Origin of the sequence: Salipiger sp. PrR002, assembly GCF_010500775.1 — a bacterium.
Lineage (GTDB): Bacteria > Pseudomonadota > Alphaproteobacteria > Rhodobacterales > Rhodobacteraceae > Salipiger.
Map to the genome: position 1 here is coordinate 1 of NZ_JAAGOU010000020.1, position 22,208 is coordinate 22,208.

A 22,208-nucleotide genomic window follows, 5' to 3' on the forward strand; every position below is an offset into this window, starting at 1 on the left:
TCAAAGCCGTGAATCATGCTGTTCCCGCGAAATCAATGCATCCTGAGCCTAGACTTGGACATTGACGCTTCCACGATCGCAGCGCGGCGCCGCAGTTCCGCGGGCTTCGCCTCCTGAGCCTCTTCCCGCCGGCGCACGCCGAATACCCGGCGAGCAAAGCCGACGAGGGCATCGAACGCCGGCATAATCCGGTCCTTGAGTGAGCGACGTTCTTCCTCAGCCTCAGGAGCTTGCGGTCCGAACTGAAGTCCTTCCCGGCGTTTCTCCGTGCAGGGCCGGTAGTCGATCTGGCGCGCTTCTATGGCCTTCATCCCGCATTCGAGCGCCTCGGTCCTTCCGGTGACCGACGATGCGAGTTCTTCCGCGCGGATAATTTCCGCGCGGCCCTGCGCCGACATCTTCGCCGCTTCGGTTTCACGGACGAGGAGAGCGATCTTCTCATTTTCGATAGCGGTAACCTGCTCGTTGAACGTCGCGGCACTCTCGGTCCTCCGTTTCTCATCCCTGGCCTGCCGGTCTTTCACCGCCAATGCCTTCTGATACTCGGCACGCGTCATACGGTATCGCTTGGGCCCGAACCGGAGCAGACCGGCGCCGTCGAAGATCGCTTCGTAGAAGTCGTCCTGCCACTGTCGCATGGCCGCGCGATAAGCACGGTTAGCACCCTGACCGATGGCTTTGCGGTCATTCGCCTTCTTTTCGGCGTGGGCCTCGTTGAAGGCGGCTTTGGCAGCTCTGCCGGGATGGAGCCCATCGACCCGGCCAAGTCGAGGATCGATCGCGAGGTAATGCGCGTGGACATGATCCTCGTCCCAGTGAATGACCCCAATGAGGAGAGCCCCACCGACCTTCTCGATGGTCTTCTTCTCATGCTCCATCGCCGCCGTGAGCAGATCGACGCATTCGTCCCGAAGGGCGGAATCGGCAAGCGCATCTTTCGTCAGCGTCGGCAGGGATACGACCGAGGAATAGAGCGTGCGGGCGTCGGCCCGCAGCTTGCGCTTCGCCTTCTTGCCTCTGCGGAGATAGGTCTCCTTTAACGTTGATGCTTCGGCGTGCGCCGCGCGCGCTGCGGCAAATGTGCTGACCATCCCAGGCAGGATCTGGGGCGGGGGGCCGTCAGGATCGACATGGAACGACGCCCAGGGTTTCCGTTCGGCTTCGTCCAGCACCTCTTCCGTCGTCCAGGCCCGCTCGCCGCTCTTGCGGAATTTTGCTCCCGTCGATTTGTTCCCGGGCGCGCCTTGCACTGAATACGTCTCCATGCGCGCGAATTGATAACCTTTCATCGCCGTCTCCTTTGTTCGAGGCGACGGGGAAATAGGTAAGAAGGGTGCCCCTCCGGGAATGTCTGCGACGCCCGCTGAAGGTGGGCGCATCAGGCATAGTGTCCGACTATGCGTAGTGCGAGACCGCCCCTCCGGGACTCACTACGCGCGGCTCTCCGAGGGCCCCTCACGCCGGGGAGGCGGTCCTGCGAGGACAGCGGCAGGGCGTTCGCCACCCCTGCACTCCGGCGCCTCCGGCGGGTCAGAGGGCAGTCGTTCCGCACTCTCCCCTCCGACACCTCCCCGCTGCTCGGGCCTCCCCGGCCCCGGCCAGGGGGCTGCGTCACCCCCAGGACCCCCGCGAACGAACAGCAGCCAACATGGGGGCAGCGACAAGACTGATGGGAGCCGGCGCGCTCATGGCCGCCCGACGCGCTCCGGCTCCTTGGGGAGAGCCGGAGCGGACAGCCGGCCTGAGAGGCGCGTCGAGAGGAGATGCTGCAAGCAGGAAGATCTTGACCCCGGCCAATTTGCCGGCTCCCCGAACACGGAGATCGTCATGTTTGACGAACAACGTTCCTGCGAAATCGAATCCCCAGCAGTTGTCGGTGATACCTCACCGCTGCGTGCCTTTGCCGAAGAACATCGGGAAGCGCTGATCCGTGCGGCAGAACTTCTCGCCGGGCGCCGAGGCGAGCGCCTCGCCCTCGAGGTGGCGGACGCTCTTGCAGGTGCCGCCCCTCTCGCGCGGCGCGACATGCGCCAGCTGCACGCGTTGCTGGACATCCTCGCGCTCGAGAACGTGGACGACCGCGACAGCGAGGAGTGTGCACGTTTCGCTCTCATTGATCCCGCATCACCGATTGTCGAGGAGATCTGCCTCCTCAACGACGGTTTGCGCGACGCCATCGATAGGACGGACCTGGATCATCCGTGGGCAGCGCGCTTCTCGGCGGCGGCGTAATTCCGCGCCGTCCCCGACGTCGCCGGTCCGCTCCTGGCCGGCGGCGATTGACCGACAGCATCCGATGCGCGGCCTCTGCCCGCAGGCCGTCGTGGGGGAGCCACCATGTCCGAGACTACTCTGATCTGCCATGTGATCGAGCCTGAAATGAACGAACGATACCGGTGCATCGCCGGTTTTCTTTCCATTGAAGCCACGGCGCTGCATGAACTGCTCGTCACCTGCCGCCGAGAGGCTGCGAGCCAAGCCCTCATCCGCCTCACGGAAAGCGTTGCCTGCGACATCCGTGATCTGCCCGCGATGCGCGCAGAGATCGACCTTGTTTTGTCAGAGTTGGCCGGGATCGGCGCTGGTGATCTGGACGAAGCCTGTGTCAGCGGCGGAGCTCCTGCGGACCTCGACGCGGCCGTGCGTTTCTACGGTGCCCGGCTCGGTGATCTGCGTGCACGGCTGGGACATTAGACTTCCAGGGCCCGCACCCGCCGGCGCTGGCCCCCTTGACGACGACAGCTGATCTTTCGCGGCCCTCGCCCCGGACTGTCGTCAGGGAGACATGCATGAATATACTTTCCACCACCAGTCGCGTCGTAACGGCGCAAGAGCGGCGCGAAGACGCTGTTCTCGACGTGGTCGACTTCATTCGCCGAGACGGCATGGCGCTCTACGACCTGTTGTCTGTTCTGGGGGATGAGGAGGGGGCCGACGCACTGGCCGAACTCGTCGGCCTCTGCGCTGCCCCGCTGCCCGCAAGGTCGGCCGTTATGGCCGAGATGGCAGAGGTTGCTCTCTCCCTGAACATGCTGTCGTTTCGGGAGATCGACGCGCTGGCCACTTCGGGCCGCGCGACCTTCGATGTCTACAACGCGGTTCGCTGGTCCGGGGCGCGAGTGGCGGACCTTTGCGCCCGCCTCGCCGCGACTTAATCCGCCCTCTCAGTCCTCGGCGCGATCGTCCGAGAGACGGTCGATGACCGCCATGACCTCGGACAACCTCCAGCGGGAGGAATTACCCAGTTTCAGAGGTTTAGGGAACGTCTTGTTCTTGATGTCCCTGTAGATGCTGGCGCGCGACCGCTGGAGGATGTCCACAAGAGTGGCGATCCCGACGAGGGTGTCGGGGGTGGGCGACGTGATGTGCATGATGATCTCCTTGTCTCTATGCGGAGGGGAGATCGGACCGTTTTATGACGGCCCAAAAGAAATCATGGCGGGTTGGACGAAAAAACTTTTCCGGATGCTGGACGCGATGAGGGCTTGTCCCATCGGCTTCGCGCCCGGATCATTCCGTGTTTTGAAACGGGTGCTGAGAAAGCAGCCCTGCCATCTTGCCACCCCGGCGCTACCCCAGACGGCTTTACGCCCGACAGGCATCAACGCCATATAGGAGGAAGTCACCGATAATACAGGGGGAATTTGGTAGCGGAGGAGGGACTTGAACCCCCGACACGCGGATTATGATTCCGCTGCTCTAACCAACTGAGCTACTCCGCCAAGAAGTGGGGGCTGAATATGGTTCTGGCGCGGTATCGTCAAGCGGAAAAAACACCTGCCGCAGCGGAAATTTCCAACTTTTTTGGACCGGCGCCAGAGACCCTATTTCACGATGGTTTCGTCGCGCACGAAGAGGTTCGCCCAGGCCCTGTCGACGAGGTCGGGGGTCATCTTGTAAGGCCAGCCTTCGAAGTCGCAGATCGCCTTCATCTGGTCGATCAGGAACACCGGCTGGTAGTTGGCATAGACGTTGTCGATGGTCGGATATTTGGTCTTCAGCAGGTGCACGAGCGAGGCCTCGTCGAGCACCATCTGTTTTTTGCGGGCGACCATGGCGAAGATTTTCAGGAAGTCCTGCTGGTTCGGGCCGTCGATCTTGATCTTGAAGAAGATCCGGCGCAGCGCGGCTTTGTCGAAGATTTCGTTGGGATGGAAGTTGGTCGAGAAAATCACCAGCGTGTCGAAAGGAACCTCGAACTTCTCGCCCGATTGCAGGGCGAGAATGTCCTTGTTTTCCTCCAGCGGCACGATCCAGCGGTTGACCAGTTTCTGCGGCGGTTCGGCCTGACGTCCAAGGTCGTCGACGATGAACAGACCGCCGGTGGATTTCAGCTGCAGCGGCGCCTGATAGGTGCGGGCGGTGGGGTTGTAGACCAGATCGAGCATGTCCAGCGACAGCTCGCCGCCGGTGATCACCGTGGGCCGGTCGCACAGCACGTAGCGCGTGTCGAAGCGGTTGTTGCGGCGCAGGCGGGTGGGGTCCTCGATGTCGCTCTCGGCGGCGGAATGCACGATCGGGTCGTAGACGGTGATCACCTGCCCGGAATATTCGATGGCGCGCGGCACGAAGATCCGATCGCCAAGCGCGGCACGGATGCCGTTCGAGATCGAGGATTTACCGTTGCCGGGCGGGCCGTACATCAGGATCGACCGGCCAGCGCTCACCGCCGGGCCAAGGTGCGAGATCAGATCGTCGGGCAGCACGAGATGCCCCATTGCGCCGGTCAGCGCCTCGCGGGTCATCTGGATGTTGCGGATCGACTGGCGCTTCACCTGCTCGCGATAGGCCGAAAGCGGCACCGGCATGGGGCCGAAGTATTCCGACTGCGAGAGCGCATCCAGCGCCCGCGCCTTGCCGCTGTCGGTCAGCTGATAGTTCATCTCGCTGCTGCCCGTCTCGCCGCGGGTGCCCATGGCTTCGATGAGCCCGTGGCTGCGCGCGAGATCGACCAATTCTTGGGTGATCACGATCGGCAAGCAGATCGCATGGGCTAGATCGGTGACCTTATTGGTGTTGTTGCGGAACATGGTCTTGAGGACAATGTCGCGCATCATCGTGCGCGGAAGCACCATGTCTTCAAGCCGCTTCGGCGCCGGGGGCGCGATCACGCTGGTGGTTTGCATGTTCATCGGTCGGTGATCCCTGATCTGGCCTGCGCGGCGCCATCCTTCTTGCCGCACAGGAAGCCGCATCATTGTGGCAAGAGCTTGACTTGGGGCGGGAATTGCAGCGGCGCAGGAGCGGCGGTGCAAAGGCGCGGCGGCTTGTGTCGCGCGACCGGCTGCGCGAGGCTGGCGCCCGAAGCAGGATGACGCAGGATCAGGAGATGACGATGGGCGCGCAGGTGACGGTAGGTGTGATCGGGGGAACGGGGATGCTGGGGCGGAGCCTTGTCACCGGGCTGCTTGCAAGCGGGGAGGTCGCGGCGGAGGCGCTCTGGGTCTCGAACCGCTCGGGCCGTGCCGAGGGGCTGCCGGACGGGGTGCAGGCGACCGCCGAGGCGCAGGTGCTGGTCGCGGCCTGCGATGTGGTGATCCTGTCGGTGCCGCCCGCGCAGTTCGGCGCGCTGGAGATCGACGCGTCGGGCAAGCTGGTGATCTCTGTCATGGCCGGTGTCAGCGCCGCGCGGATCGCCGAGCACACCGGCGCCGAGCGGGTCGTGCGCGCCATGTCGAGCCCGGCCGCTGCACGGCGGCTGGCTTTCTCGCCGTGGTGCGGTGCGCTGTCCGCCGAGGATCGCGCGCAAGTGGACCGGCTGCTGGGCGCATGTGGCAGCACCGCCGAAGTGCCCGATGAGGCGCAGATCGAGATCTTCACCGCGATGACCGGGCCGGTGCCGGGCTTCGTCGCGCAGCTTGCGGCCTCCATGGCCGATTACGCCGAACGCCGGGGTGTCGCGCCCGAGGTGGCGGATATGGCGGTGCGCCAGCTGTTTCTGGCCTCGGGCGAGATGCTGGCCGGGGATCCGCAAACCGCCTCGACGCATGTGCGCGGCATGATCGACTACGCGGGCACAACGGCGGCGGGGCTATTGGCGATGCAGGAGGCGGGATTTCAGGATGCCGTCGATGCGGGGCTGGACGCTGCCGTGGCGCGCACGCGCGAGATCGCGGGGTAGGGGCCGCCGCTCAGGCGGGCTCGGCCCCATAGAGGGCACCCAAAAGCAGATAGAGGCCCAGCGTGCCGCCAAGAGCCAGCCCCATGGGAAAGCGGCTGCCGCTTTCCCAGCTGGCCCAGCCGGGCGCGAGGCGGCGCAGCGGCGTGGCGCGCATCAGCCGGTGGCTGACGAAAGCGGCAAACAGCGTCGCGGCAAAAAGCGCCATGACAAAGCGCAGATCGCCAAGGTGGATGAACGGCGCGGCGGCGGCGGCGAATTTCGCATCGCCCGCGCCAACGGCCCCACCGGCGTTCAGCGCGATGCCTGCCAGAAGCACGGCCATCAGCTGCACGTAGCGCCATGCGTAATCGCCCAGAGGCAGGACGAAGGGGCCGACAACGACGAAGACCACGAAGAGCGCGATCACCGATTTATTGAGGATCTTCATCCACTTCATATCGGTGTAGCAAACCCAGAGGCAGATGGGCAGCACCAGCGGGAGGAACCAGAGCGCAGCGGATGCGGAAATCACCAGCACCTCCCCAACCTCAGTTCACCACGGGCGCTTCGAGGGCGTCCAGCGCACGGGCGGCCGCTTCGAAATGCTGCGGATGGGTTTCAAGCGCGTCGCGCAGCAGGCCTTTGCCGATCTCCACATCCCCGCGTTTCACCGCCGCAAGGCCCAGCGTCTGCAGCAGTTCCGCGCGCTCGATCTGGGTCATATCCATCACCGGCAGCGTGTAGTTGCCCTGCGCGCCACGGGCCAGCACGAGGTTGTTCTTGGCGGTGAAGAGTTTGGGATCGCGGCGGATGGCGTCGCCAAAGAGCTTTTCGGCGTCGGCGTAATCGCCACGGCTCAGCTTCGAATAGCCCCAGTTGTTGAGCACGGAGGCGGGCTTGGTGGTCAGACCCGTGGCGATCTCGTAGAAGCTGTCGGCCTTTTGCCACTGCTGGTGGCTGTCGGCGATCATCGCTTCGAGCCGATAGCGCTCAAAGGTCTCATGGGTTGGCGGGATGGTGCCCAGCACCTGTTCTGCCCTGTCCCAGTCGTTGTTGCGGATCAGCGCATCTGCAAGCGCCACGCTGTCTTCGTTGCGGGCCCCTTGATGCGCGACGACCTGCGTCCACGCGGTGACGGCTTCGGGATAGCGCTTGGCGCGGACGAGAGATTTTGCAAGGCCGCGCTGAAAGTCGATGCGTTCGGGCTGCTGGTCGGCGCTGCGCGAGAAATAGGCCACGGCCTCTTCGGGGTCGCCAGCGCTCAGCATCACTTCGGTAAGGCCTGCGCCGTCGATGGCGTTCACCCCGGTGAACTCGCGGTCCACGGCGTCTTTGTCGATGTCCTTGCTGCAGGCGGACAGGGCGATAAGACCCGCCGCGCAGGCGATCAAAACGTTCGGGTGGCGCATTTTCTGCGTCCTTTTGCTGCTCTTGCCTCGTCTGGGGCCTGTTTTCAGGCCAAGGGCTTAGCCGCCGTGCCGGATCAGATAATCGCCACCGCCCCGGCGGATCAGCCTATAGTCTTGATTTTGCGCCGGATCATAACCCGTATCGTCCAGCTTTGCGAGCGCCAAGCGCAGGTTGTCGCGGATTTCGTCGCTTTCGCCGTTATCCAGCGCGTAGGCCCGGCGGAACACCTCGGCGGCTTCCGAGGTCTGGCCGGAGTTGATCAGCGCGACCCCAAGGTTGTTCCAAGCCGCGGGCCATTCGGGTTCGACCTCGACGGCGCGGCGCAGCAGGGTCTCGGCCTGTCCGAGCCGACCGAGCGCAAGGTTGGCCGAACCAAGCGAGCTGAGCACCTCTGCGGTGAGCCCATGCTTGCCCGCGGCGCGGGTGTAGGCCTCCAGCGCCAGTTCTGCCTGTCCCGCCTGCATCAGCCGGTGCCCGACGAGCAACTGATCGACCTCGGAGCCTCTGGGATCGAGGGCAGGGGCGAAGGGAGTGCCGGGCTCTTGTTCCAGCGTGTCACCCCGCCCGAACGCACCAAGGCCGCCCGAAGAGCAGGCGGCCAAGATGAGCGGAATGAATATGAGCGTCAGTGCGCGCGGCATGGGCCTATTTGACGAGACTACCGATGTTCGAGATGCCCACCACCGAAGGACCCACGAGGATCATCAGCAGCGGCGGCACCGTGAGGATCATAGTGGTCAGCGTCATCTTTGTCGGCAGCTTGTTTGCCTTTTCCTCGGCGCGCATGACCCTTTTGTCACGCATTTCGGCGGCGTAGATGCGCAGCGAGTCGGCGATCGAGGTGCCGAAGGATGCGGCTTGGTTGAGTACGGTGACAAAAGACGACACATCCTGCACGCCGCAGCGCTCGCCCATGTCGTTGAGCACGGCGGATTTCTCCTTACCGGCCTTCATCTCGTTGCTGATGATCTCGAACTCGTCGGCCAGCGCCGGATAGGACGCGCGCAACTCGCCAGAGACGCGGCGGATCGACTGGTCAAGCGACTGACCGGCTTCGACGCAGACAAGCATCATGTCGAGCGCGTCGGGGAAGCCTTCGACGATCTGCTGGCGGCGTTCCTCGACGCGGCGGGTGACCCAGTATTTGGGCGCGAAATACCCCGCGGCACCCGGGCCGATCATGAACAGCATTTTTTCGTGCAGCGGCGCGTCGGGCGTGCCGAGCACCAACATGTAATAGGCCGAACCGATGGCCAGAAGGCCCAGTCCCAGCACCATTTGCGCGAGGTAGTAGATGCGCACCGCATCGCGCGAGCGATAGCCTGCCTGCATGAGCTTCATGCGCATGGCACCCAGCTCTTCGGCGGTCTGCGGCTCGAGATATTGCGCGTATTTGTTGAGCTTCTCGTTGCGCCGCGTGTCGCGAAGCACGGCGCGGGTTTCCTTCTCCATCTTCTTGCGCGACGTCTCGCGCAGCTTGTCCATCGGATCGGGACGCGACCGCAGCATCAGCGGGATGCTGGCGAGGATCAGGAAAAAAGCAAGGCCAGCGACGACCATCAGCGGTCCGGCGGGGCCGAGCTTGGCGGTGATCAACGTGTTGAGCGTGTCGAGCATGTGAGGGCCTCAGACTTTGATGTTCACGAGCATCCGCATGACCAGCAGGTTGGCGGTCAGGAAGAAGGCCACGGCAAAACAGCAGGGGATGAAGAGCGGGTGATCGAGCACCTCGTCGTAATAGTGCGGATCGAGAACCTGAATCGCCAGCAGCACCACCAGCGGGAAGCCCGAAAGGAACTTGCCGGACCATTGCGCCTCGGCGGTGATGGCTTTGACGCGGCGGAACAGGCGGAAACGGGCGCGGATCACCTTGGCCAGACCGTCGAGGATCTCGGCGAGGTTGCCGCCCGACTGCTGCTGGATGGTCACCGCCACCGCAAGGAAGCGAAGGTCCTGCATGTCGAGCCGCTCGGCCATATGCTTGAGCGCCTCGCCGATGTCGCGGCCATAGGTGGCCTCATCCGAGATCACACCAAATTCGGTGGCCAGCGGGTCCTTGATCTCTTTCGACACGATGGTGATGGCAGAGCTGAACGGGTAGCCGACGCGCAGGCTGCGCACCATCAGTTCCACCGCGTCGGGCAGTTGCTCCTCGATCATGGCGAGGCGCTTCTTGGCTTTGTTGTTCACCCAGATGAAGACGCCGCCAACGCCGATCGCCACCCCCATGATCAGCCGGACCGGCAGGGTTGCTTCGGTGCCGATGGTCAGGCCGAAGAAGGCAAAGACGCTGACGCCGACCATCATCAGCATGAGTTGCTGCGGGGTAAAGGCCAGCGCGGCCTTTTGCGCGCGATCAGCCAGCAGCGAATAGAGCGGGATGCCGCGCCGGTCGAGATGCTGGTCCATCTCCTTGCGCAGCTTGGCCAGCACCTCTTCGCGGCTGTCGTGCTTGTTCAGCATTTCCAGCCTGCGGTTGACCCGGCTGTTGAGGCTGATGGATTTGCCAAAGGCGACGAGATAGACGCCCTCGACCAGCACCAGAACGCCGATGAAGATCAGGCCGTAGATGATCGGTTCTGCACTCAGCATGGCGCTTACTCCGGGCGGAAGGGTTCGTAGATCGAGGGCGGCACGTCATAGCCCCACATGCGGAAGCGCTCGGAGAAGTGGCTGCGCACGCCGGTGGCGGTGAAATGGCCGAGGATCTTGTTCTCGGGGGTGAGGCCGACGCGCTGGTAGCGGAACACTTCCTGCATCGAGATCACGTCGCCTTCCATGCCGGTGATCTCGGTGATCGAGGTCATCCGGCGCGAGCCGTCCTGCAGGCGGCTGGCCTGCACGAGGAGGTGCACAGCCGAGGAAATCTGGCTGCGCATGGCTTTCAGCGGCATCTCGACCCCGGCCATGGCGATCATGTTCTCGAGGCGCGAGATGGCGTCGCGTGGGTTGTTGGCGTGGATCGTGGTCATCGAGCCGTCGTGGCCGGTGTTCATCGCCTGCAGCATGTCGATCACTTCCTCGCCGCGCGTCTCGCCGACGATGATGCGGTCGGGGCGCATCCGCAGCGCGTTCTTGAGGCAGTCGCGCGGGGTCACCGCGCCCTTGCCCTCGACGTTCGGCGGGCGGCTTTCCATCCGGCCCACGTGGGTCTGCTGCAGCTGCAGTTCGGCGGTGTCTTCGATGGTCAGGATGCGTTCGCTGTCGTCGATGAAGGATGACAGCGCGTTGAGCGTGGTGGTCTTGCCCGAGCCGGTACCGCCCGAGACGATGACGTTGAGGCGGGTGGCGACGGCGGCCTGCAGATAGACAGCCATTTCCTCGGTGAAGGCGCCGAAGTTCACCAGATCGTCGATCCCCAGCTTGTCCTTTTTGAATTTACGGATCGACACCAGCGAGCCGTCCACCGCGATGGGGGGCACCATGGCGTTGAAACGCGAGCCGTCGGCAAGGCGGGCGTCGACATAAGGGTTGGATTCATCGACCCGGCGTCCCACGGCGGAAACGATCTTGTCGATGATCCGCATCAGGTGGCGTTCATCCTTGAAGGTGACGTCCGAGAGCTGCAGCTTACCGTTGCGTTCGACGAAGATCTGCCGCGGGCCGTTGACCAGAATATCCGAGACGGTGTCGTCCTTCAGCAGCGTCTCAAGCGGCCCCAGACCTTTGACCTCGTCATACAGCTCTTGGTTCAGTGTGCTGCGTTCCTCGCGGTTCAGCACGATGCCCTTTTCCTGCAGCGACTCGGTGGCGATCGCGGCGATCTCCTCGCGCAGTTCGCCCTCGCTGGCCTGATCGATGGCGGCAAGGTTCAGGTTGTCGAGCAGCGCGCGGTGCAGCTCCAGCTTGATCTCGCCAAGCCGTTCCTTGCGCTTCTTTTCTCGATCCTGCGGTGCCGCCTCGGCGGCGCGCTGCGGCTTTGCCTTGCGCATCGGCTGCGGCTTGGGGGCGGCAACAGGCGTTGCGACGGCGGTTGCTTGGGCCTCAGCGGCGACCGCGGCCTCTGCCAGAGGCTTCGACGGGGTCTTCTTATAGCGCGAGAACATGGCGGGCTCCTATTACGCGGCTTCCGCGTCGGATTGGCCGATGGCGTAGAGCTCGGCGGCCAGTTTGGCGATTTCTTTACGCAGCGGGTTCTTCGCCGCCTGACGGGCCAGCGGCATGCCGTGGTCGCAAGCCATCTGCACCTGCTTGCCGCCGTCGGGCAGCAGCACGCTGAAGTCGATGCCCAGACCTTCGGCCATGCGCTTGGCGCGTGTCTTGCCCTGAAGGTCGGTGAATTTCGGGGCGTGGTTCAGGACAAAGCGGATCTTTTCGAAGGGCAGATCCTCGGATTGCAGCGCCCGCTTCAGGCGCAGCGCGTTCTGAGCCGACCGCATGTCCAGTTCGACCAGCGCGAAGAACACCTGCGCTTCGGTCAGCACGGTGTCGGTCCAATCCGAGATCGCCTTGGGCAGGTCGATCACCACAAAATCGAAATGCTCGCGCGCGACGTCGAGCAGCGCCTTCACATCGGTCGGCGAGAGCATGTCCATCGGCAGCATGTCCGGCGGCGAAGTGAACACCTGCATCTGGTCTTCGTAGGGCGTCAGCGCCTGAGCAAAACTGTCGCCGTCCATCGAAGGAATATCGCTGAGCAGTTCCAGAACCGCCTCGCGGCGGGGCAGGTCCAGATAGGTGGCGACGGTGCCGAACTGCAGGCTGAGGTCGATCAGGCAGACCCGGGGCGGAGCGTCGCCGCGCACCGTGGCAAGTTCCCAGGCAAGGTTCACCGCGAAGGTGGTGGTGCCGGTCCCGCCGCAGAGGCCCTGCGCCGCCACGAGCACACCGTCCCCGCCGCCTTTGAGCTTCTTGGTGCGTTCCGGCGCGGGCGCTGCGGCTATCGCTTCGGACCGCGCGCGCAGGCGGGCGACGGCGTTGGCCAGTTCGCCCTCGGGCAGCGGGTAGGGGGCAAACTCGTCGGCCCCGCCACGCAGCAGCTGGTGCAGGGCCGCGGGTGTCACATCCTCGGCGATCAGAACAACTTTGATGCCGCGCTCGGTCGCACGGCCAATGATCTTGCAGAGCATCGCAAGGTTGTCTTCGTCCTCGCTGTCGATGGCGAGCGCGATGAATTCCAGCGTGTCGGCGTCTGGCTGTCCAAGGAAGGTCAGCGCCTCTCCAAAGCCGAGATCGCCCCAGCCCTCGCCCAGCAGCGATTCCATATCCTCGATAAGCAGGTCAAAGTTCTGCACGTCCCGGCTGACCGTGCAGGCCTGGATCGGTGCGGGGGCGCTCTGCCGCTCGAGTTTGCTCGTCATGCTTCTTTCCTCTGCCTTTGGCGGGAAGGCGGCGGGCTGGGCGCATCAGGCGCTCGTGCACATCCGTCCGCTGCGCGGACCGACTCGAGACTGAGCCGGGACCGCCCCGCTAAAGCAGAAATTGTCGGTCAAGTGAGGCGACATTTTGACCGAAAAACCGTAATTGTACGGTATTCTTGGACGATGGCCCCAGCGGGAGCGGCTTATTCGCCGCCGCCCGAAAGCGAGGTGCCGCTCACCGTGCTGGCCGGCGCAGCGCTGCGCACATACTCGCGGTAAATCACCTCGGCGTATTTGCCATCAAGCAGGTTGGGGTGGTCCTGCACGAAGCCCGATACTTCCGTCACGGTGCGGCGGTTGCGCCGCTCGCGGCCCTCGGTGACGATCAGCGGCTGTGTCTCGCCAAAGGAGACAACGGCCTCGAGCCGCGAGGTCGAGATGCCTTGGGTCGCAAGGAACCGCACCACCGCCTGCGCCCGGCGCAGACCGAGCGATTTGTTGTAAGCGGCGTTGCCCACAAGATCGGTGTGTCCGTAGACCCGGAAACGAACCTCGGGGAACTGGCGGATCCACGTGGCCTGTTGGCGCAGCACCTGCTGTGCGGCGGCATCGAGAACCGTGCTGTTGAAGGCAAAGTTCACCATGCTGGGCACTTCGGAGGCAAAGCGGCTGGAAAGGTCGTGCACGTAGCTCTGCTGACCGGTCATCACCAGCGAGTTGTTCATCGTGGCATTGCCGAAGTTGCCACCATCGACGTCAGAGCCGGTTTCCCGTGGCGAGCAGCCCGCGACAAGCGCCAGCACGAGGGCGGCGGTGCCGCCTTTGATCATCGTCCGTGTTGTCCGCACCAGTCCTGCCCGCATCAGATCAATCCATCACATAGCCGTAAGAGCCGCTGAAGTCCTGCTTGGCGACTTCGCCCGCCGCGCCCCTGACCGGGCGTTTGCCCTCGTCGGTGGTACGGCCATAAAGGAAGAGATCGCGTTCGGAGGGCGGGCGGACACGGTCGGTCGGCAGCGCCAGAGCCTGACCGCGGGTCGGGGTGACCAGATGCGGCGTGACGATGATCACCAGTTCGGATTGCTGGCGGCTGTATTCGGCGCTGCGGAACAGCGCGCCAAGCACCGGCACATCGCCAAGCCACGGCACCTGACCGTTGAGGTCGGTGAAATCATCCTGCAGCAGGCCCGCGATGGCAAAGCTCTCGCCATCTCGCATCTCGACGGTGGTCGAGGTCTCGCGGCGGCGGAAGGCGTCGATGCGAATGCTTTCCTGATCGAGGCCATTGGTGCTGTCGATCGACGAGACCGCGGCCTTGAGTTCAAGGTTGATGAGATCGCCGTCTACCACGCGCGGAATGAAGTTCAGCTCGACACCGAAGGGCTTGAACTCGACCGAAATCGAGCCCTCATCCTGCGCCACGGGCACCGGGTATTCGCCGCCCGCAAGGAACTTGGCCTCTTGGCCCGAAAGCGCCGTCAGGTTCGGCTCGGCCAGCGTGCGCACAACGCCTTTCGATTCCAGCGCTTCAAGCAGGATGCCCACTTCGAGCCCGCCAGCGTTGAAGCCAAAGAGCGCGGCGCCCTCGGTGTCTTCCGAAAGGGTTAGGGCAGAGCCCAGCTCGTTCTCGTTCTGCAGCCAGCTGCCGGATTCGGAGTTGAGCCCGAGATCGCCGCCCAGCAGGTCACCGCCCACCGAAAGCGAGCTGCGCAGGGTCTTGGCGACCGAGCGCTGCATCTCGGCGAAACGCACCTTCAGCATCACCTGCTGCACGCCGCCCACCGACATCAGGTTCGATACCCGCTCTGGCGCGTAGCGTTCCGCAAGGTCCAGCGCCCGTTGCAGCTTTTGCGTGCTCGAGACGGTGCCGGACAGCACGATGCCGTCATTGGCGGTGCGCACCTCGATCTTTTCGCCGGGCAGGATCTGCCGCAGGCGCTCTTTGAACTCGGTCACATCGGCGGCGACGCGGACGTCGACATTGGTGATCAACTGCCCCTCAGCATCGAGAATCGTCAGCGTCGTCGTGCCCGGCGTCTTGCCCAGCACATAAATCGTACGATCCGAAAGCGATGAGATGTCGGCGATGGCAGGGTTGGCGATCGAAAGCTCGGCAAAGGGCGTGTCGCTCTCCACCACGACGGCGCGGTTCATTGGAACACTTAGCGCGCTTTCGGTGCCGGTGCGGACGACGCGCAGGCTGTCGGCCTGTGCCGAAGGGGCAAGGGCACTCACGCTCAGCGCCAGCCCAAGCAGGGCCGCCTTGAAGATGCTGTCAGCTGTCATGTGACCTGCCTTTCGATCACGCCTCGGAGGCGGGTCTTTGTGCCCGCATTTCCCATCACTCTGCGCGCGTTGCCGATTTTATGCAATAATCAATGGGTTCGCTGCGTCTCCTGTTGTGGATCCATGGCAACAATTTGGCGTTTCCGTTCACGAAAACGGGACGCCAAAGGGCGTCCCGCGGGGTCGTCTCCGAGTTTCGGGGGGGTCTGCTGTGGCAGCAACCCCCTGAAAACCTGTCAGTTGGTGCAGGGAATCGCGATCTCCGCCACCTCGCCGCCGCGGCGCACACGGGTGGTGCAGACCTGCGGGCGCTTTTGCTCGGGCTCAGCCTGGTTCTGGGCGAAGCCAAGCAGAACGCGCTGGTCCACTTCAATAGCCTCGGCCACGGTCGTGTCATTGGCATTCATCAGCGACAGCGAGAGGCGGCCGGTGCTTTGCGCCTGCGCCAGCGAGGCGATCTGCTGCGGGCTGGCCGCCACGGTGACCGAGCGCGCCACGTTCACATCGGCATCCTCCATATCGGCGGTCTGGTCGATGGCGAGCAGGCGCACCCCGGTCTGGATCAGCTTGGTGAACTCGCCGCGCGGGCGGTTGAGGTCATCGGTGGCGACACGGCCCGTCCAGTAGACATCCACGCGGTCACCCGGACGCAGGAAGCCCGACACGCCCGAATGCACGTCGACCTTGATGGCAAAGGCGCGCTGACCCGGCTCCAGCCGCGAGGTCAGGCCCGCGTCGCCGCCGGGTTCGCTGATCTTGGCGGGCACCACCGCTTCGAACTTCTCGATCGGTCGCATGGCCACGCGCGGCGCATCGCCGTCGTGAAACAGCGGCGTTTCGGCGTCGAACGCGCCTTGGGGCATGATCTCAACCGGCCAAGGTGCCAGCTTGACGTCGTCCGGCGTGACGATTTGGCCGTGCGCGATGGCGCGGGTGGTCACATAGATCTTCTTGGTGGGCACGGCTGCGACCGATTTCGCGCGCTCTTCTTTCAGCGCGGTCTGATAGCTGCCGATATAATTCTGCGCCATATAGACAGCGAAGCCGGCAAGCCCGAGCCCCGCGATCAGAACCAGTCCGAAAAGCAGTCGCATGTCATACCCTTTCGCGACAGGGCCGCGTGCGGCCCGTGCATCCTGTTGCGCACGTCAGGCTGTTTCCTGCGCGCTACCAGTCACCGAAGATGCCCGAGGATTGTGTTGAAAACTGGCCCGTTCTGGGCTTTCACCGCGGCAGTTGCGGGGCGAGGGTGAGATCAGGACGAGGCTGACCGGGCCTCGGATCAAAGGTCAGCGGCTCAAACGCAGATCGGACCGCGCCCAAAGGGTGCAGCCGGAGGAAAGCCCTGCGCGGGCGGTGAAAAAAAGGTGAAGCGGTGCCTGCTCAGCACCGCGAAAGCGCCGATCCTTCGGATGGCGACGGGAAGGGTCAGTCGAAGATGCTGGCTTCTTCTTCGACGGCGGTTCCGGCGGCCCCAAGCAGATCCGCGGCGGAATTGCGCGTCGCATAGGCGACGATCCCGGTAAGAGCCACCACCGCAGCGGTGAGCACGACCCAGTCGACGGTGACTGCGCCGGCCTCATTGCTTGCAAAGCGTCTCAGGAACTTGCGCATCATATCATCCTTGTCGGCACGCACGGGCTTATCTGCACGCACGGGATCAGCGGGCACAGGCGTGTCAGCAGGCGCGGGAGCGGTCAAGTGATCAGACCTCCGGGACGCTGCCGAGGTGGTATCGCCGGGCTGCCTGCCCGGCGATACAATCTCATGCGCGGTTGCGCGCCTGATCAGCTGCCGAACAGCTCGGTCTCGTGATCGCCAACGGCGTCGCCGGTCGCGGACAGCAGCGCGTTGGCGCTGTCGCCGATCATCGAGTAGGCGCCGAGCGCCATGGCCACCACGGCTGCGGTCAGCACGACCCAGTCCACGGTTACTGCGCCGTCTTCGTCCTTACGGAAGTTTTTGATGAACTTAAGCATGTGTCTCTCTCCGAAAATCCAGTTTGCTTCCTTTAACCGGCGCGGTCCCAATCGCGGGCCTCTCTCATTGCCCAGTCCCTCGCGGCATGAAGCTATAAAGCCCTTGGAATGAGGCGGGAATTTGGCGCAATCGGATTGTTTTGCGGTCGTGGGGTTGATCGTGGAAAATTTCGTCAATGCACTGATATATAGTGATAAAATCGAAAATGCCGCGGCATTTCTGGCAAAAGCACGCCATGAGAGGGGGGATTTGCCACGATTGCGAGCCGTTTCCGTGGCTTGACTTGGTTGCTCAGCCGTTCTGTGCGACATTTGGCAATGCCGTTGGGCCTTGGTCCGGCGCAACAAACCGACTCGATCCGCCGCAGGGCAGAGGATCGTGCGACATGAGGCAGGACTTTAAAGACTGCACGCCGGCTCGCTGGCGTCGCAGACAGATGGCTCAACGATGATTTCAGGGCCATTGACGGTGAAGCAAGGCAAACAGGCAAGACAGCAGGACGGGGCGGGCAGACAGGTGACACCCAAAAGCAGACTACTCGCATCCGCGGGGCTTGCGATGCTCGTGAGCCTCTCTGCTATCTCGTCATATGCGGAGCAGCCCGCGCCCTTCGCCGATTTCTCGGCCAAGCGAGTGACGCCTCCGAAACCCGGCACAAAGAAGCGGATCACCGTACAGATCGCGCCAGCCCCGCCGAAACCCGTGCCGCTGGCGCGCGGGCCGGAGGCAGAGGCGCCGCCCGCGGGGGGGCGCGCCGAGGGCGGCGGCACCTACGCATGGTTCTGGCAGGCGGTCTCGCCGGAACTGGCGGCCACCGGTCCGGGGCGGCTGGAGCCCGCGCTGCTCAAGCTCGCCAGCCCGCCACAGGGCGGCGGCGTGCACGCGCCGCGGCTGCAGCAGCTGCAGGACATCGCCGCGCGCTACGGCCGCGACCTGCTCGGCGCCACGGTCGGATCGCGCGTGTCCCCAGCGCTCGCGCTGGCGGTGATGGCGGTGGAATCGGGCGGGCGCAGCGATGCGGTCAGCCGTGCCGGGGCGCAGGGGCTGATGCAGCTGATGCCCGCCACCGCCGCGCGCTTCGGTGTCGCCAATGCGCTCGATCCGGTGCAGAACATCAAGGGCGGTGTGGCTTTCCTCGACTTCCTGATGGAGCGGTTCGACGGCGATCCGATCCTCGTGCTGGCCGGATATAACGCCGGCGAAAACTCCATCCCGCAGTATCAGGGCGTGCCCCCTTACGCCGAAACCCGCGACTATGTGCCCAAGGTGCTGGCCGCCTTCACCGTGGCCAAGGGCCTCTGCCTCACGCCGCCGCAACTGATCTCGGACGGCTGCGTCTTCCGCGTCAGCGCCAACTGAGCTCTTCTTCTCTTTCCAAATACGCCGGGGGAGGCGCGCGCAGCGCGGCGGGGGCAGCGCCCCCAACAAACGCGTCGAGGCGAGTGCGACCACCGCCAGCCCCTCGACGCGCCCGCGCCGATCCCGCATAACCGCGCGCATGGATCATCTGCCCATCGACGCCGCTCTTCCCGATCTCATTTCCGCCCTGCGTGCCGAGGGCCGCGCGGTGCTGCAGGCGCCGCCGGGCGCTGGCAAGACCACCCGCGTGCCGTTGGCGATGCTCAAAGCGGGGCTCACCAAGGGCCGCATCCTGATGCTCGAGCCGCGCCGCCTTGCCGCGCGCGCCGCCGCCACGCGTATGGCCGAGACGCTGGGCGAGGCCGCGGGCGAGACGGTGGGCTACCGTATCCGCGGCGAAAGCAAGACCTCCAAAGCCACCCGGATCGAGGTGGTGACCGAGGGCATTCTCACCCGGATGATTCAGGCCGACCCAGAGCTTGCGGGCATTGGCGCGGTGATCTTCGACGAGTTCCACGAACGCTCGCTCAACGCCGATCTGGGACTGGCGCTCTGTCTCGAGATCGCCGGGGCGCTGCGCGACGATCTGCTGCTGCTGGCCATGTCGGCGACGCTCGATGCGGGGCCGGTGGGCGAGCTGATGCAAGCGCCGGTCATCACCTCCGAGGGCCGCAGCTTCCCGGTCGAGGATCGCTGGCTCGACCGCGCCGTGCCCAAGGGCCAGCGCTTCGAGCCCGCGATGGCCGAGCTGATCGAGCGTGCCGCGCGCGAGACCACCGGGGGCATTCTCGCCTTTCTGCCGGGGGAGGGGGAAATTCGCCGCACCGAGGGGCTGCTCAAAGGGCGGCTGCCCAAGGATGTGACCATCCGTCCGCTTTTTGGGGCCATGGAGTTCGCCGCGCAGCGCGCCGCCATCCGGCCCGAGGCGCAGGGACGCAAGCTGGTGCTCGCCACGTCGATCGCCGAAACCTCGCTGACCATCGAGGACATCCGCGTGGTGGTCGACGGAGGCCGCGCCCGCCGGGCGCGCTTCGATCCCGGCTCGGGCATGTCGCGTCTGGTCACAGAGAAAGTCACCCGCGCCGAGGCGACGCAGCGCGCCGGTCGCGGGGGCAGGGTGGCCGAGGGCATCGCCTATAAGCTCTGGACCAAAGGTGAGGAGGGCGCGCTGCAGGCGTTCCCTCCCGCCGAGATCGAAACCGCCGATCTGTCGGGGCTGGCGCTGGAACTGGCGCTCTGGGGCGCCACGCCCGAAGATCTGCCGTTCCTCACCGCGCCGCACCCCGGTGCCTACGCCGAGGCCTGCGCGCTGCTGACGATGCTTGGCGCGCTCGATGGCTCTGGCCGGATCACCGAGCATGGTCGCGCGCTGGCGCGCCTGCCGCTGCACCCGCGTCTGGCCCATATGCTCAGCCTCGCCGGGCCCGAGGCCGCGCCGCTTGCCGCACTGCTGGCCGAGCGTGACCCGCTGCGCGGCGCGCCTTCGGACCTTGGATTTCGGCTCGAGGCGATCCGCGATCTGCGCCGCTTCAGCCAGAGCCGCCCCTATGAGGTGAACCGCGCGGCGCTGGAGCGCATCAAGACCGAGGCCAAGCGCCTCGCCCGCGCAGGCGGCGCAGGCAGCGCCGGCGATCCGCTCTCGCCCGCGGCGCAGGCGGCGCTGGCCTATCCCGACCGGATCGGTCTGCGCCGCAAGGGCGATGCGCCGCGCTTTCAGCTGTCGGGCGGCAAGGGCGCGGTGATGGATGAGGGTGACCCGCTGGCTGGCACCCGCCTGATCGTGGTCACCGACACCGACGGCAACCCGCGCGAGGCGCGCATCCGGCAGGCGATCCCGATCCCCGAATCCGAGCTGCGCGATCTCTTCGGCGCGCAGATCGCCTGGCACGATGTCTGCGCGTGGTCGAAGCGCGAGCGCCGCGTCGTTGCCCGTCGGCAAGAGCGGTTCGGGGCCATCGCGCTCGACGACCGTCTGTGGAAAGAGGCGCCTCCCGAGGCCATCGCGCAGGCCATGCTGGAGGGGGTGCGCGATCTGGGGCTGGCGCTGTCGGATGCCGCCCGACGCTTCTGTGCGCGGGTCGAGATTGGCCGCGAGGCGGGGCTGGGCCTGCCGGACATGGGCCCCGAGGCGCTAATGGCAGAGCTCGAGGACTGGCTGCTGCCCTATCTCACCGGGGTGAAGACCGCCGAGGACTGGAAGCGCTTCGACCTTCTGCCGGCGCTGCGGGCGCGGCTCGACTGGGGGCAGATGCAGGCGCTTGATGCGTCGGTGCCGGGCAAATTCGTTACGCCGCTGGGGCGCGAGATCCCCATAGACTACTCCGGCGAGCACCCCGAGATCACCCTGCGCATCCAAGAGATGTTCGGCCAGCGCGAGCACCCGAGGGTTGGCAAGCAGCCGCTGCGCGTGACTCTTCTGTCACCGGCGCGCCGCCCGGTGCAGACGACAATGGACCTGCCGGGCTTCTGGCAGGGGTCCTATGCCGATGTGCGCAAGGATATGAAGGCGCAATATCCCAAGCATCCATGGCCCGAAGACCCGCGCGAGGCCGATCCGACGCTGCGCGCCAAGCCGCGCGGGCGCTGATGGGGGCAAAGAGCCGCAAGCGCCGCGGAAATCTGCTGCGATTTTTCCGCGCGGTGCTGCCGCGCGGGTGGACATTGCCCGCGCCCGTGGCCCAAATCGGGACAAACGGAGCGAGGTGGCATGGATATCGAGGATCTGGCAGCACGGATCGAGGCCGGGGAGCGGCGCGCTCTGGCACGCGCAATCACGCTGGTGGAAAGCGGGCGGGCCGATCACCGGGCGCAGGCAACGGCGCTGATGGAGCGGCTGCGCGGGCAGGGCCGGGGCCGGGAAGGGCTGCGCATCGGTCTCTCGGGCACGCCCGGCGTCGGCAAATCCACCTTCATCGAAGCCTTCGGCATGATGCTGACGGGGCAGGGTCTAAAGGTCGCCGTGCTGGCGGTCGATCCCTCCTCGGCGCGGTCGGGGGGCTCTATTCTCGGCGATAAGACCCGCATGGAGCGCCTCTCGCGCGACCGCAACGCCTTTATCCGGCCCTCTCCGGCGCAATCCCAGTTGGGCGGCGTGGCCCGCCGCACGCGCGAGGCGATTGGCCTCTGCGAGGCCGCGGGCTTCGACGTGATCCTGATCGAGACCGTGGGCGTGGGGCAGTCCGAGACCATGGTGGCCGAGATGTCCGATCTCTTCTTGCTGCTGCTGGCCCCGGCGGGCGGCGACGAGCTGCAGGGGGTCAAGCGCGGCATCATGGAGAGCGCCGACATCATCCTCATCAACAAGGCCGATGGCGACCTCAAGGCCACCGCGACGCGCACCTGCGCCGACTATGCCGGCGCGCTGCGGCTTCTGCGCAAGCGCCCGCAGGACCCAGACGGCTTTCCCAAGGCGCTCACCGTCTCGGCGCTCGAGGAGGCGGGGCTGGAGGCCGCGTGGCAGGAGATGCAGGCACTGACGGGCTGGCGCCGCGAGGCCGGTCAATTCGCCGCCCGCCGCGCCGAGCAGGCCCGCCACTGGTTCGAGGCAGAGGTGCGCGAGGGGCTGCTCTCGCGGTTGCGTCAGGAGCCGGTGCGCGGCGCCATGGAGGCGCTTGCAAGCCGCGTCGAATCCGGAGAGATAGTGCCCGCGCGCGCGGCAGATGAAATCCTCCGGACTTATCTGCCGGCCTTTGCCGGGAAGGGCACTTGACGCCAACCGGCCTTGGAGCTAGAGAAGCGCGACCAGATTCCGGGCGCTGTGAAAGCGGCGCCCT

22 protein-coding genes and 1 tRNA gene are annotated in these 22,208 nt (G+C 65.3%); 7 read left to right on the forward strand and 16 right to left on the reverse strand.

Annotated features, from left to right (window positions below):
* Positions 1 to 32: 32 nt before the first annotated feature.
* Positions 33 to 1,289 carry a hypothetical protein gene (locus G0A00_RS17760; protein ID WP_164184269.1) on the reverse strand — a complete coding sequence of 419 codons (1,257 nt, stop codon included), beginning with the start codon at positions 1,287 to 1,289 and terminating at the stop codon, positions 33 to 35.
* Positions 1,290 to 1,827: 538 nt separating this feature from the next.
* On the opposite strand from G0A00_RS17760, the gene G0A00_RS17765 reads away from it, so the two are divergent.
* The 3 genes from G0A00_RS17765 to G0A00_RS17775 all read left to right on the forward strand — a co-directional run bounded on the left by G0A00_RS17765 (position 1,828) and on the right by G0A00_RS17775 (position 3,155).
* Positions 1,828 to 2,232, forward strand: a complete 405-nt coding sequence (locus G0A00_RS17765; protein WP_164184270.1) for a hypothetical protein — start codon at positions 1,828 to 1,830, stop codon at positions 2,230 to 2,232.
* Between the two features lie 105 nt (positions 2,233 to 2,337).
* The gene (locus G0A00_RS17770; RefSeq protein WP_164184271.1) at positions 2,338 to 2,694 is read left to right on the forward strand and encodes a hypothetical protein; all 357 of its coding nucleotides are present in this window, start codon (positions 2,338 to 2,340) and stop codon (positions 2,692 to 2,694) included.
* A gap of 95 nt (positions 2,695 to 2,789) precedes the next feature.
* Entirely contained in the window at positions 2,790 to 3,155 is a 366-nt protein-coding gene (locus tag G0A00_RS17775) for a hypothetical protein (protein ID WP_164184272.1), read from the forward strand.
* Between the two features lie 9 nt (positions 3,156 to 3,164).
* Here G0A00_RS17775 and G0A00_RS17780 read toward each other — a convergent pair whose 3' ends face one another.
* The 3 genes from G0A00_RS17780 to G0A00_RS17790 form a co-directional block, all read right to left on the reverse strand.
* Positions 3,165 to 3,371 carry an AlpA family transcriptional regulator gene (locus tag G0A00_RS17780; RefSeq protein ID WP_164184273.1) on the reverse strand — a complete coding sequence of 69 codons (207 nt, stop codon included), beginning with the start codon at positions 3,369 to 3,371 and terminating at the stop codon, positions 3,165 to 3,167.
* Positions 3,372 to 3,645: 274 nt separating this feature from the next.
* Positions 3,646 to 3,722 (reverse strand) — tRNA-Met (locus tag G0A00_RS17785).
* Positions 3,723 to 3,824: 102 nt separating this feature from the next.
* Positions 3,825 to 5,132, reverse strand: a complete 1,308-nt coding sequence (locus G0A00_RS17790; RefSeq protein ID WP_164184274.1) for an ATPase — start codon at positions 5,130 to 5,132, stop codon at positions 3,825 to 3,827.
* 65 nt (positions 5,133 to 5,197) lie between these two features.
* Between G0A00_RS17790 and G0A00_RS17795 the strand changes: the two genes are divergently transcribed.
* On the forward strand, positions 5,198 to 6,121 hold the full coding sequence (locus tag G0A00_RS17795) for a pyrroline-5-carboxylate reductase (protein ID WP_235953250.1): 924 nt from the start codon (positions 5,198 to 5,200) through the stop codon (positions 6,119 to 6,121).
* Positions 6,122 to 6,131: 10 nt separating this feature from the next.
* Here G0A00_RS17795 and G0A00_RS17800 read toward each other — a convergent pair whose 3' ends face one another.
* From G0A00_RS17800 to G0A00_RS17855, 12 genes are all read right to left on the reverse strand, one after another.
* Complete coding sequence (locus G0A00_RS17800; RefSeq protein ID WP_164184275.1) at positions 6,132 to 6,638, reverse strand: prepilin peptidase; 507 nt, start codon at positions 6,636 to 6,638, stop codon at positions 6,132 to 6,134.
* 10 nt (positions 6,639 to 6,648) lie between these two features.
* Positions 6,649 to 7,509, reverse strand: coding sequence for a lipopolysaccharide assembly protein LapB (locus G0A00_RS17805; RefSeq protein WP_164184276.1), 861 nt, complete (start codon positions 7,507 to 7,509; stop codon positions 6,649 to 6,651).
* A 57-nt stretch (positions 7,510 to 7,566) separates the two neighbouring features.
* Complete coding sequence (locus G0A00_RS17810) at positions 7,567 to 8,151, reverse strand: tetratricopeptide repeat protein (protein WP_164184277.1); 585 nt, start codon at positions 8,149 to 8,151, stop codon at positions 7,567 to 7,569.
* 4 nt (positions 8,152 to 8,155) lie between these two features.
* Complete coding sequence (locus G0A00_RS17815) at positions 8,156 to 9,127, reverse strand: type II secretion system F family protein (protein WP_164184278.1); 972 nt, start codon at positions 9,125 to 9,127, stop codon at positions 8,156 to 8,158.
* A gap of 9 nt (positions 9,128 to 9,136) precedes the next feature.
* The gene (locus tag G0A00_RS17820) at positions 9,137 to 10,102 is read right to left on the reverse strand and encodes a type II secretion system F family protein (protein WP_164184279.1); all 966 of its coding nucleotides are present in this window, start codon (positions 10,100 to 10,102) and stop codon (positions 9,137 to 9,139) included.
* A gap of 5 nt (positions 10,103 to 10,107) precedes the next feature.
* Positions 10,108 to 11,556: a CpaF family protein gene (locus G0A00_RS17825; protein ID WP_164184280.1), complete on the reverse strand. Its 1,449-nt coding sequence runs from the start codon at positions 11,554 to 11,556 to the stop codon at positions 10,108 to 10,110.
* A 12-nt stretch (positions 11,557 to 11,568) separates the two neighbouring features.
* The gene (locus G0A00_RS17830) at positions 11,569 to 12,810 is read right to left on the reverse strand and encodes an AAA family ATPase (RefSeq protein ID WP_164184281.1); all 1,242 of its coding nucleotides are present in this window, start codon (positions 12,808 to 12,810) and stop codon (positions 11,569 to 11,571) included.
* Between the two features lie 203 nt (positions 12,811 to 13,013).
* Entirely contained in the window at positions 13,014 to 13,640 is a 627-nt protein-coding gene (locus G0A00_RS17835) for an OmpA family protein (protein ID WP_235953255.1), read from the reverse strand.
* Positions 13,641 to 13,677: 37 nt separating this feature from the next.
* Positions 13,678 to 15,096, reverse strand: coding sequence for a type II and III secretion system protein family protein (locus G0A00_RS17840; RefSeq protein WP_164184283.1), 1,419 nt, complete (start codon positions 15,094 to 15,096; stop codon positions 13,678 to 13,680).
* Between the two features lie 236 nt (positions 15,097 to 15,332).
* On the reverse strand, positions 15,333 to 16,190 hold the full coding sequence (cpaB, locus tag G0A00_RS17845; RefSeq protein WP_164184284.1) for a Flp pilus assembly protein CpaB: 858 nt from the start codon (positions 16,188 to 16,190) through the stop codon (positions 15,333 to 15,335).
* Positions 16,191 to 16,524: 334 nt separating this feature from the next.
* A complete protein-coding gene (locus G0A00_RS17850; RefSeq protein ID WP_164184285.1) occupies positions 16,525 to 16,710 on the reverse strand; it encodes a hypothetical protein in 186 nt (61 codons plus the stop codon).
* A 173-nt stretch (positions 16,711 to 16,883) separates the two neighbouring features.
* A complete protein-coding gene (locus tag G0A00_RS17855) occupies positions 16,884 to 17,075 on the reverse strand; it encodes a Flp family type IVb pilin (RefSeq protein ID WP_164184286.1) in 192 nt (63 codons plus the stop codon).
* Between the two features lie 559 nt (positions 17,076 to 17,634).
* Between G0A00_RS17855 and G0A00_RS17860 the strand changes: the two genes are divergently transcribed.
* The 3 genes from G0A00_RS17860 (at position 17,635) to meaB (ending at position 22,144) form a co-directional block, all read left to right on the forward strand.
* Entirely contained in the window at positions 17,635 to 18,435 is an 801-nt protein-coding gene (locus G0A00_RS17860; protein WP_164184287.1) for a lytic transglycosylase domain-containing protein, read from the forward strand.
* 139 nt (positions 18,436 to 18,574) lie between these two features.
* Positions 18,575 to 21,022: an ATP-dependent helicase HrpB gene (hrpB, locus tag G0A00_RS17865; protein ID WP_164184288.1), complete on the forward strand. Its 2,448-nt coding sequence runs from the start codon at positions 18,575 to 18,577 to the stop codon at positions 21,020 to 21,022.
* 120 nt (positions 21,023 to 21,142) lie between these two features.
* A complete protein-coding gene (gene meaB / locus G0A00_RS17870) occupies positions 21,143 to 22,144 on the forward strand; it encodes a methylmalonyl Co-A mutase-associated GTPase MeaB (RefSeq protein WP_164184289.1) in 1,002 nt (333 codons plus the stop codon).
* Positions 22,145 to 22,208 lie beyond the last annotated feature (64 nt).

What these genes read in the sequence shown, in the direction of transcription:
- G0A00_RS17855 (WP_164184286.1), bottom strand. Translation starts at nt 17,075, where the DNA reads ATGCTTAAGTTCATCAAAAACTTCCGTAAGGACGAAGACGGCGCAGTA.
- G0A00_RS17790 (WP_164184274.1), bottom strand. Translation starts at nt 5,132, where the DNA reads ATGAACATGCAAACCACCAGCGTGATCGCGCCCCCGGCGCCGAAGCGG.
- G0A00_RS17850 (WP_164184285.1), bottom strand. Translation starts at nt 16,710, where the DNA reads ATGCGCAAGTTCCTGAGACGCTTTGCAAGCAATGAGGCCGGCGCAGTC.
- G0A00_RS17815 (WP_164184278.1), bottom strand. Translation starts at nt 9,127, where the DNA reads ATGCTCGACACGCTCAACACGTTGATCACCGCCAAGCTCGGCCCCGCC.
- cpaB (WP_164184284.1), bottom strand. Translation starts at nt 16,190, where the DNA reads ATGCGACTGCTTTTCGGACTGGTTCTGATCGCGGGGCTCGGGCTTGCC.
- G0A00_RS17830 (WP_164184281.1), bottom strand. Translation starts at nt 12,810, where the DNA reads ATGACGAGCAAACTCGAGCGGCAGAGCGCCCCCGCACCGATCCAGGCC.
- G0A00_RS17835 (WP_235953255.1), bottom strand. Translation starts at nt 13,640, where the DNA reads ATGATCAAAGGCGGCACCGCCGCCCTCGTGCTGGCGCTTGTCGCGGGC.
- G0A00_RS17825 (WP_164184280.1), bottom strand. Translation starts at nt 11,556, where the DNA reads ATGTTCTCGCGCTATAAGAAGACCCCGTCGAAGCCTCTGGCAGAGGCC.
- G0A00_RS17860 (WP_164184287.1), top strand. Translation starts at nt 17,635, where the DNA reads ATGCTCGTGAGCCTCTCTGCTATCTCGTCATATGCGGAGCAGCCCGCG.
- G0A00_RS17780 (WP_164184273.1), bottom strand. Translation starts at nt 3,371, where the DNA reads ATGCACATCACGTCGCCCACCCCCGACACCCTCGTCGGGATCGCCACT.
- G0A00_RS17840 (WP_164184283.1), bottom strand. Translation starts at nt 15,096, where the DNA reads ATGACAGCTGACAGCATCTTCAAGGCGGCCCTGCTTGGGCTGGCGCTG.
- hrpB (WP_164184288.1), top strand. Translation starts at nt 18,575, where the DNA reads ATGGATCATCTGCCCATCGACGCCGCTCTTCCCGATCTCATTTCCGCC.
- G0A00_RS17820 (WP_164184279.1), bottom strand. Translation starts at nt 10,102, where the DNA reads ATGCTGAGTGCAGAACCGATCATCTACGGCCTGATCTTCATCGGCGTT.
- G0A00_RS17760 (WP_164184269.1), bottom strand. Translation starts at nt 1,289, where the DNA reads ATGAAAGGTTATCAATTCGCGCGCATGGAGACGTATTCAGTGCAAGGC.
- meaB (WP_164184289.1), top strand. Translation starts at nt 21,143, where the DNA reads ATGGATATCGAGGATCTGGCAGCACGGATCGAGGCCGGGGAGCGGCGC.
- G0A00_RS17810 (WP_164184277.1), bottom strand. Translation starts at nt 8,151, where the DNA reads ATGCCGCGCGCACTGACGCTCATATTCATTCCGCTCATCTTGGCCGCC.
- G0A00_RS17765 (WP_164184270.1), top strand. Translation starts at nt 1,828, where the DNA reads ATGTTTGACGAACAACGTTCCTGCGAAATCGAATCCCCAGCAGTTGTC.
- G0A00_RS17775 (WP_164184272.1), top strand. Translation starts at nt 2,790, where the DNA reads ATGAATATACTTTCCACCACCAGTCGCGTCGTAACGGCGCAAGAGCGG.
- G0A00_RS17805 (WP_164184276.1), bottom strand. Translation starts at nt 7,509, where the DNA reads ATGCGCCACCCGAACGTTTTGATCGCCTGCGCGGCGGGTCTTATCGCC.
- G0A00_RS17770 (WP_164184271.1), top strand. Translation starts at nt 2,338, where the DNA reads ATGTCCGAGACTACTCTGATCTGCCATGTGATCGAGCCTGAAATGAAC.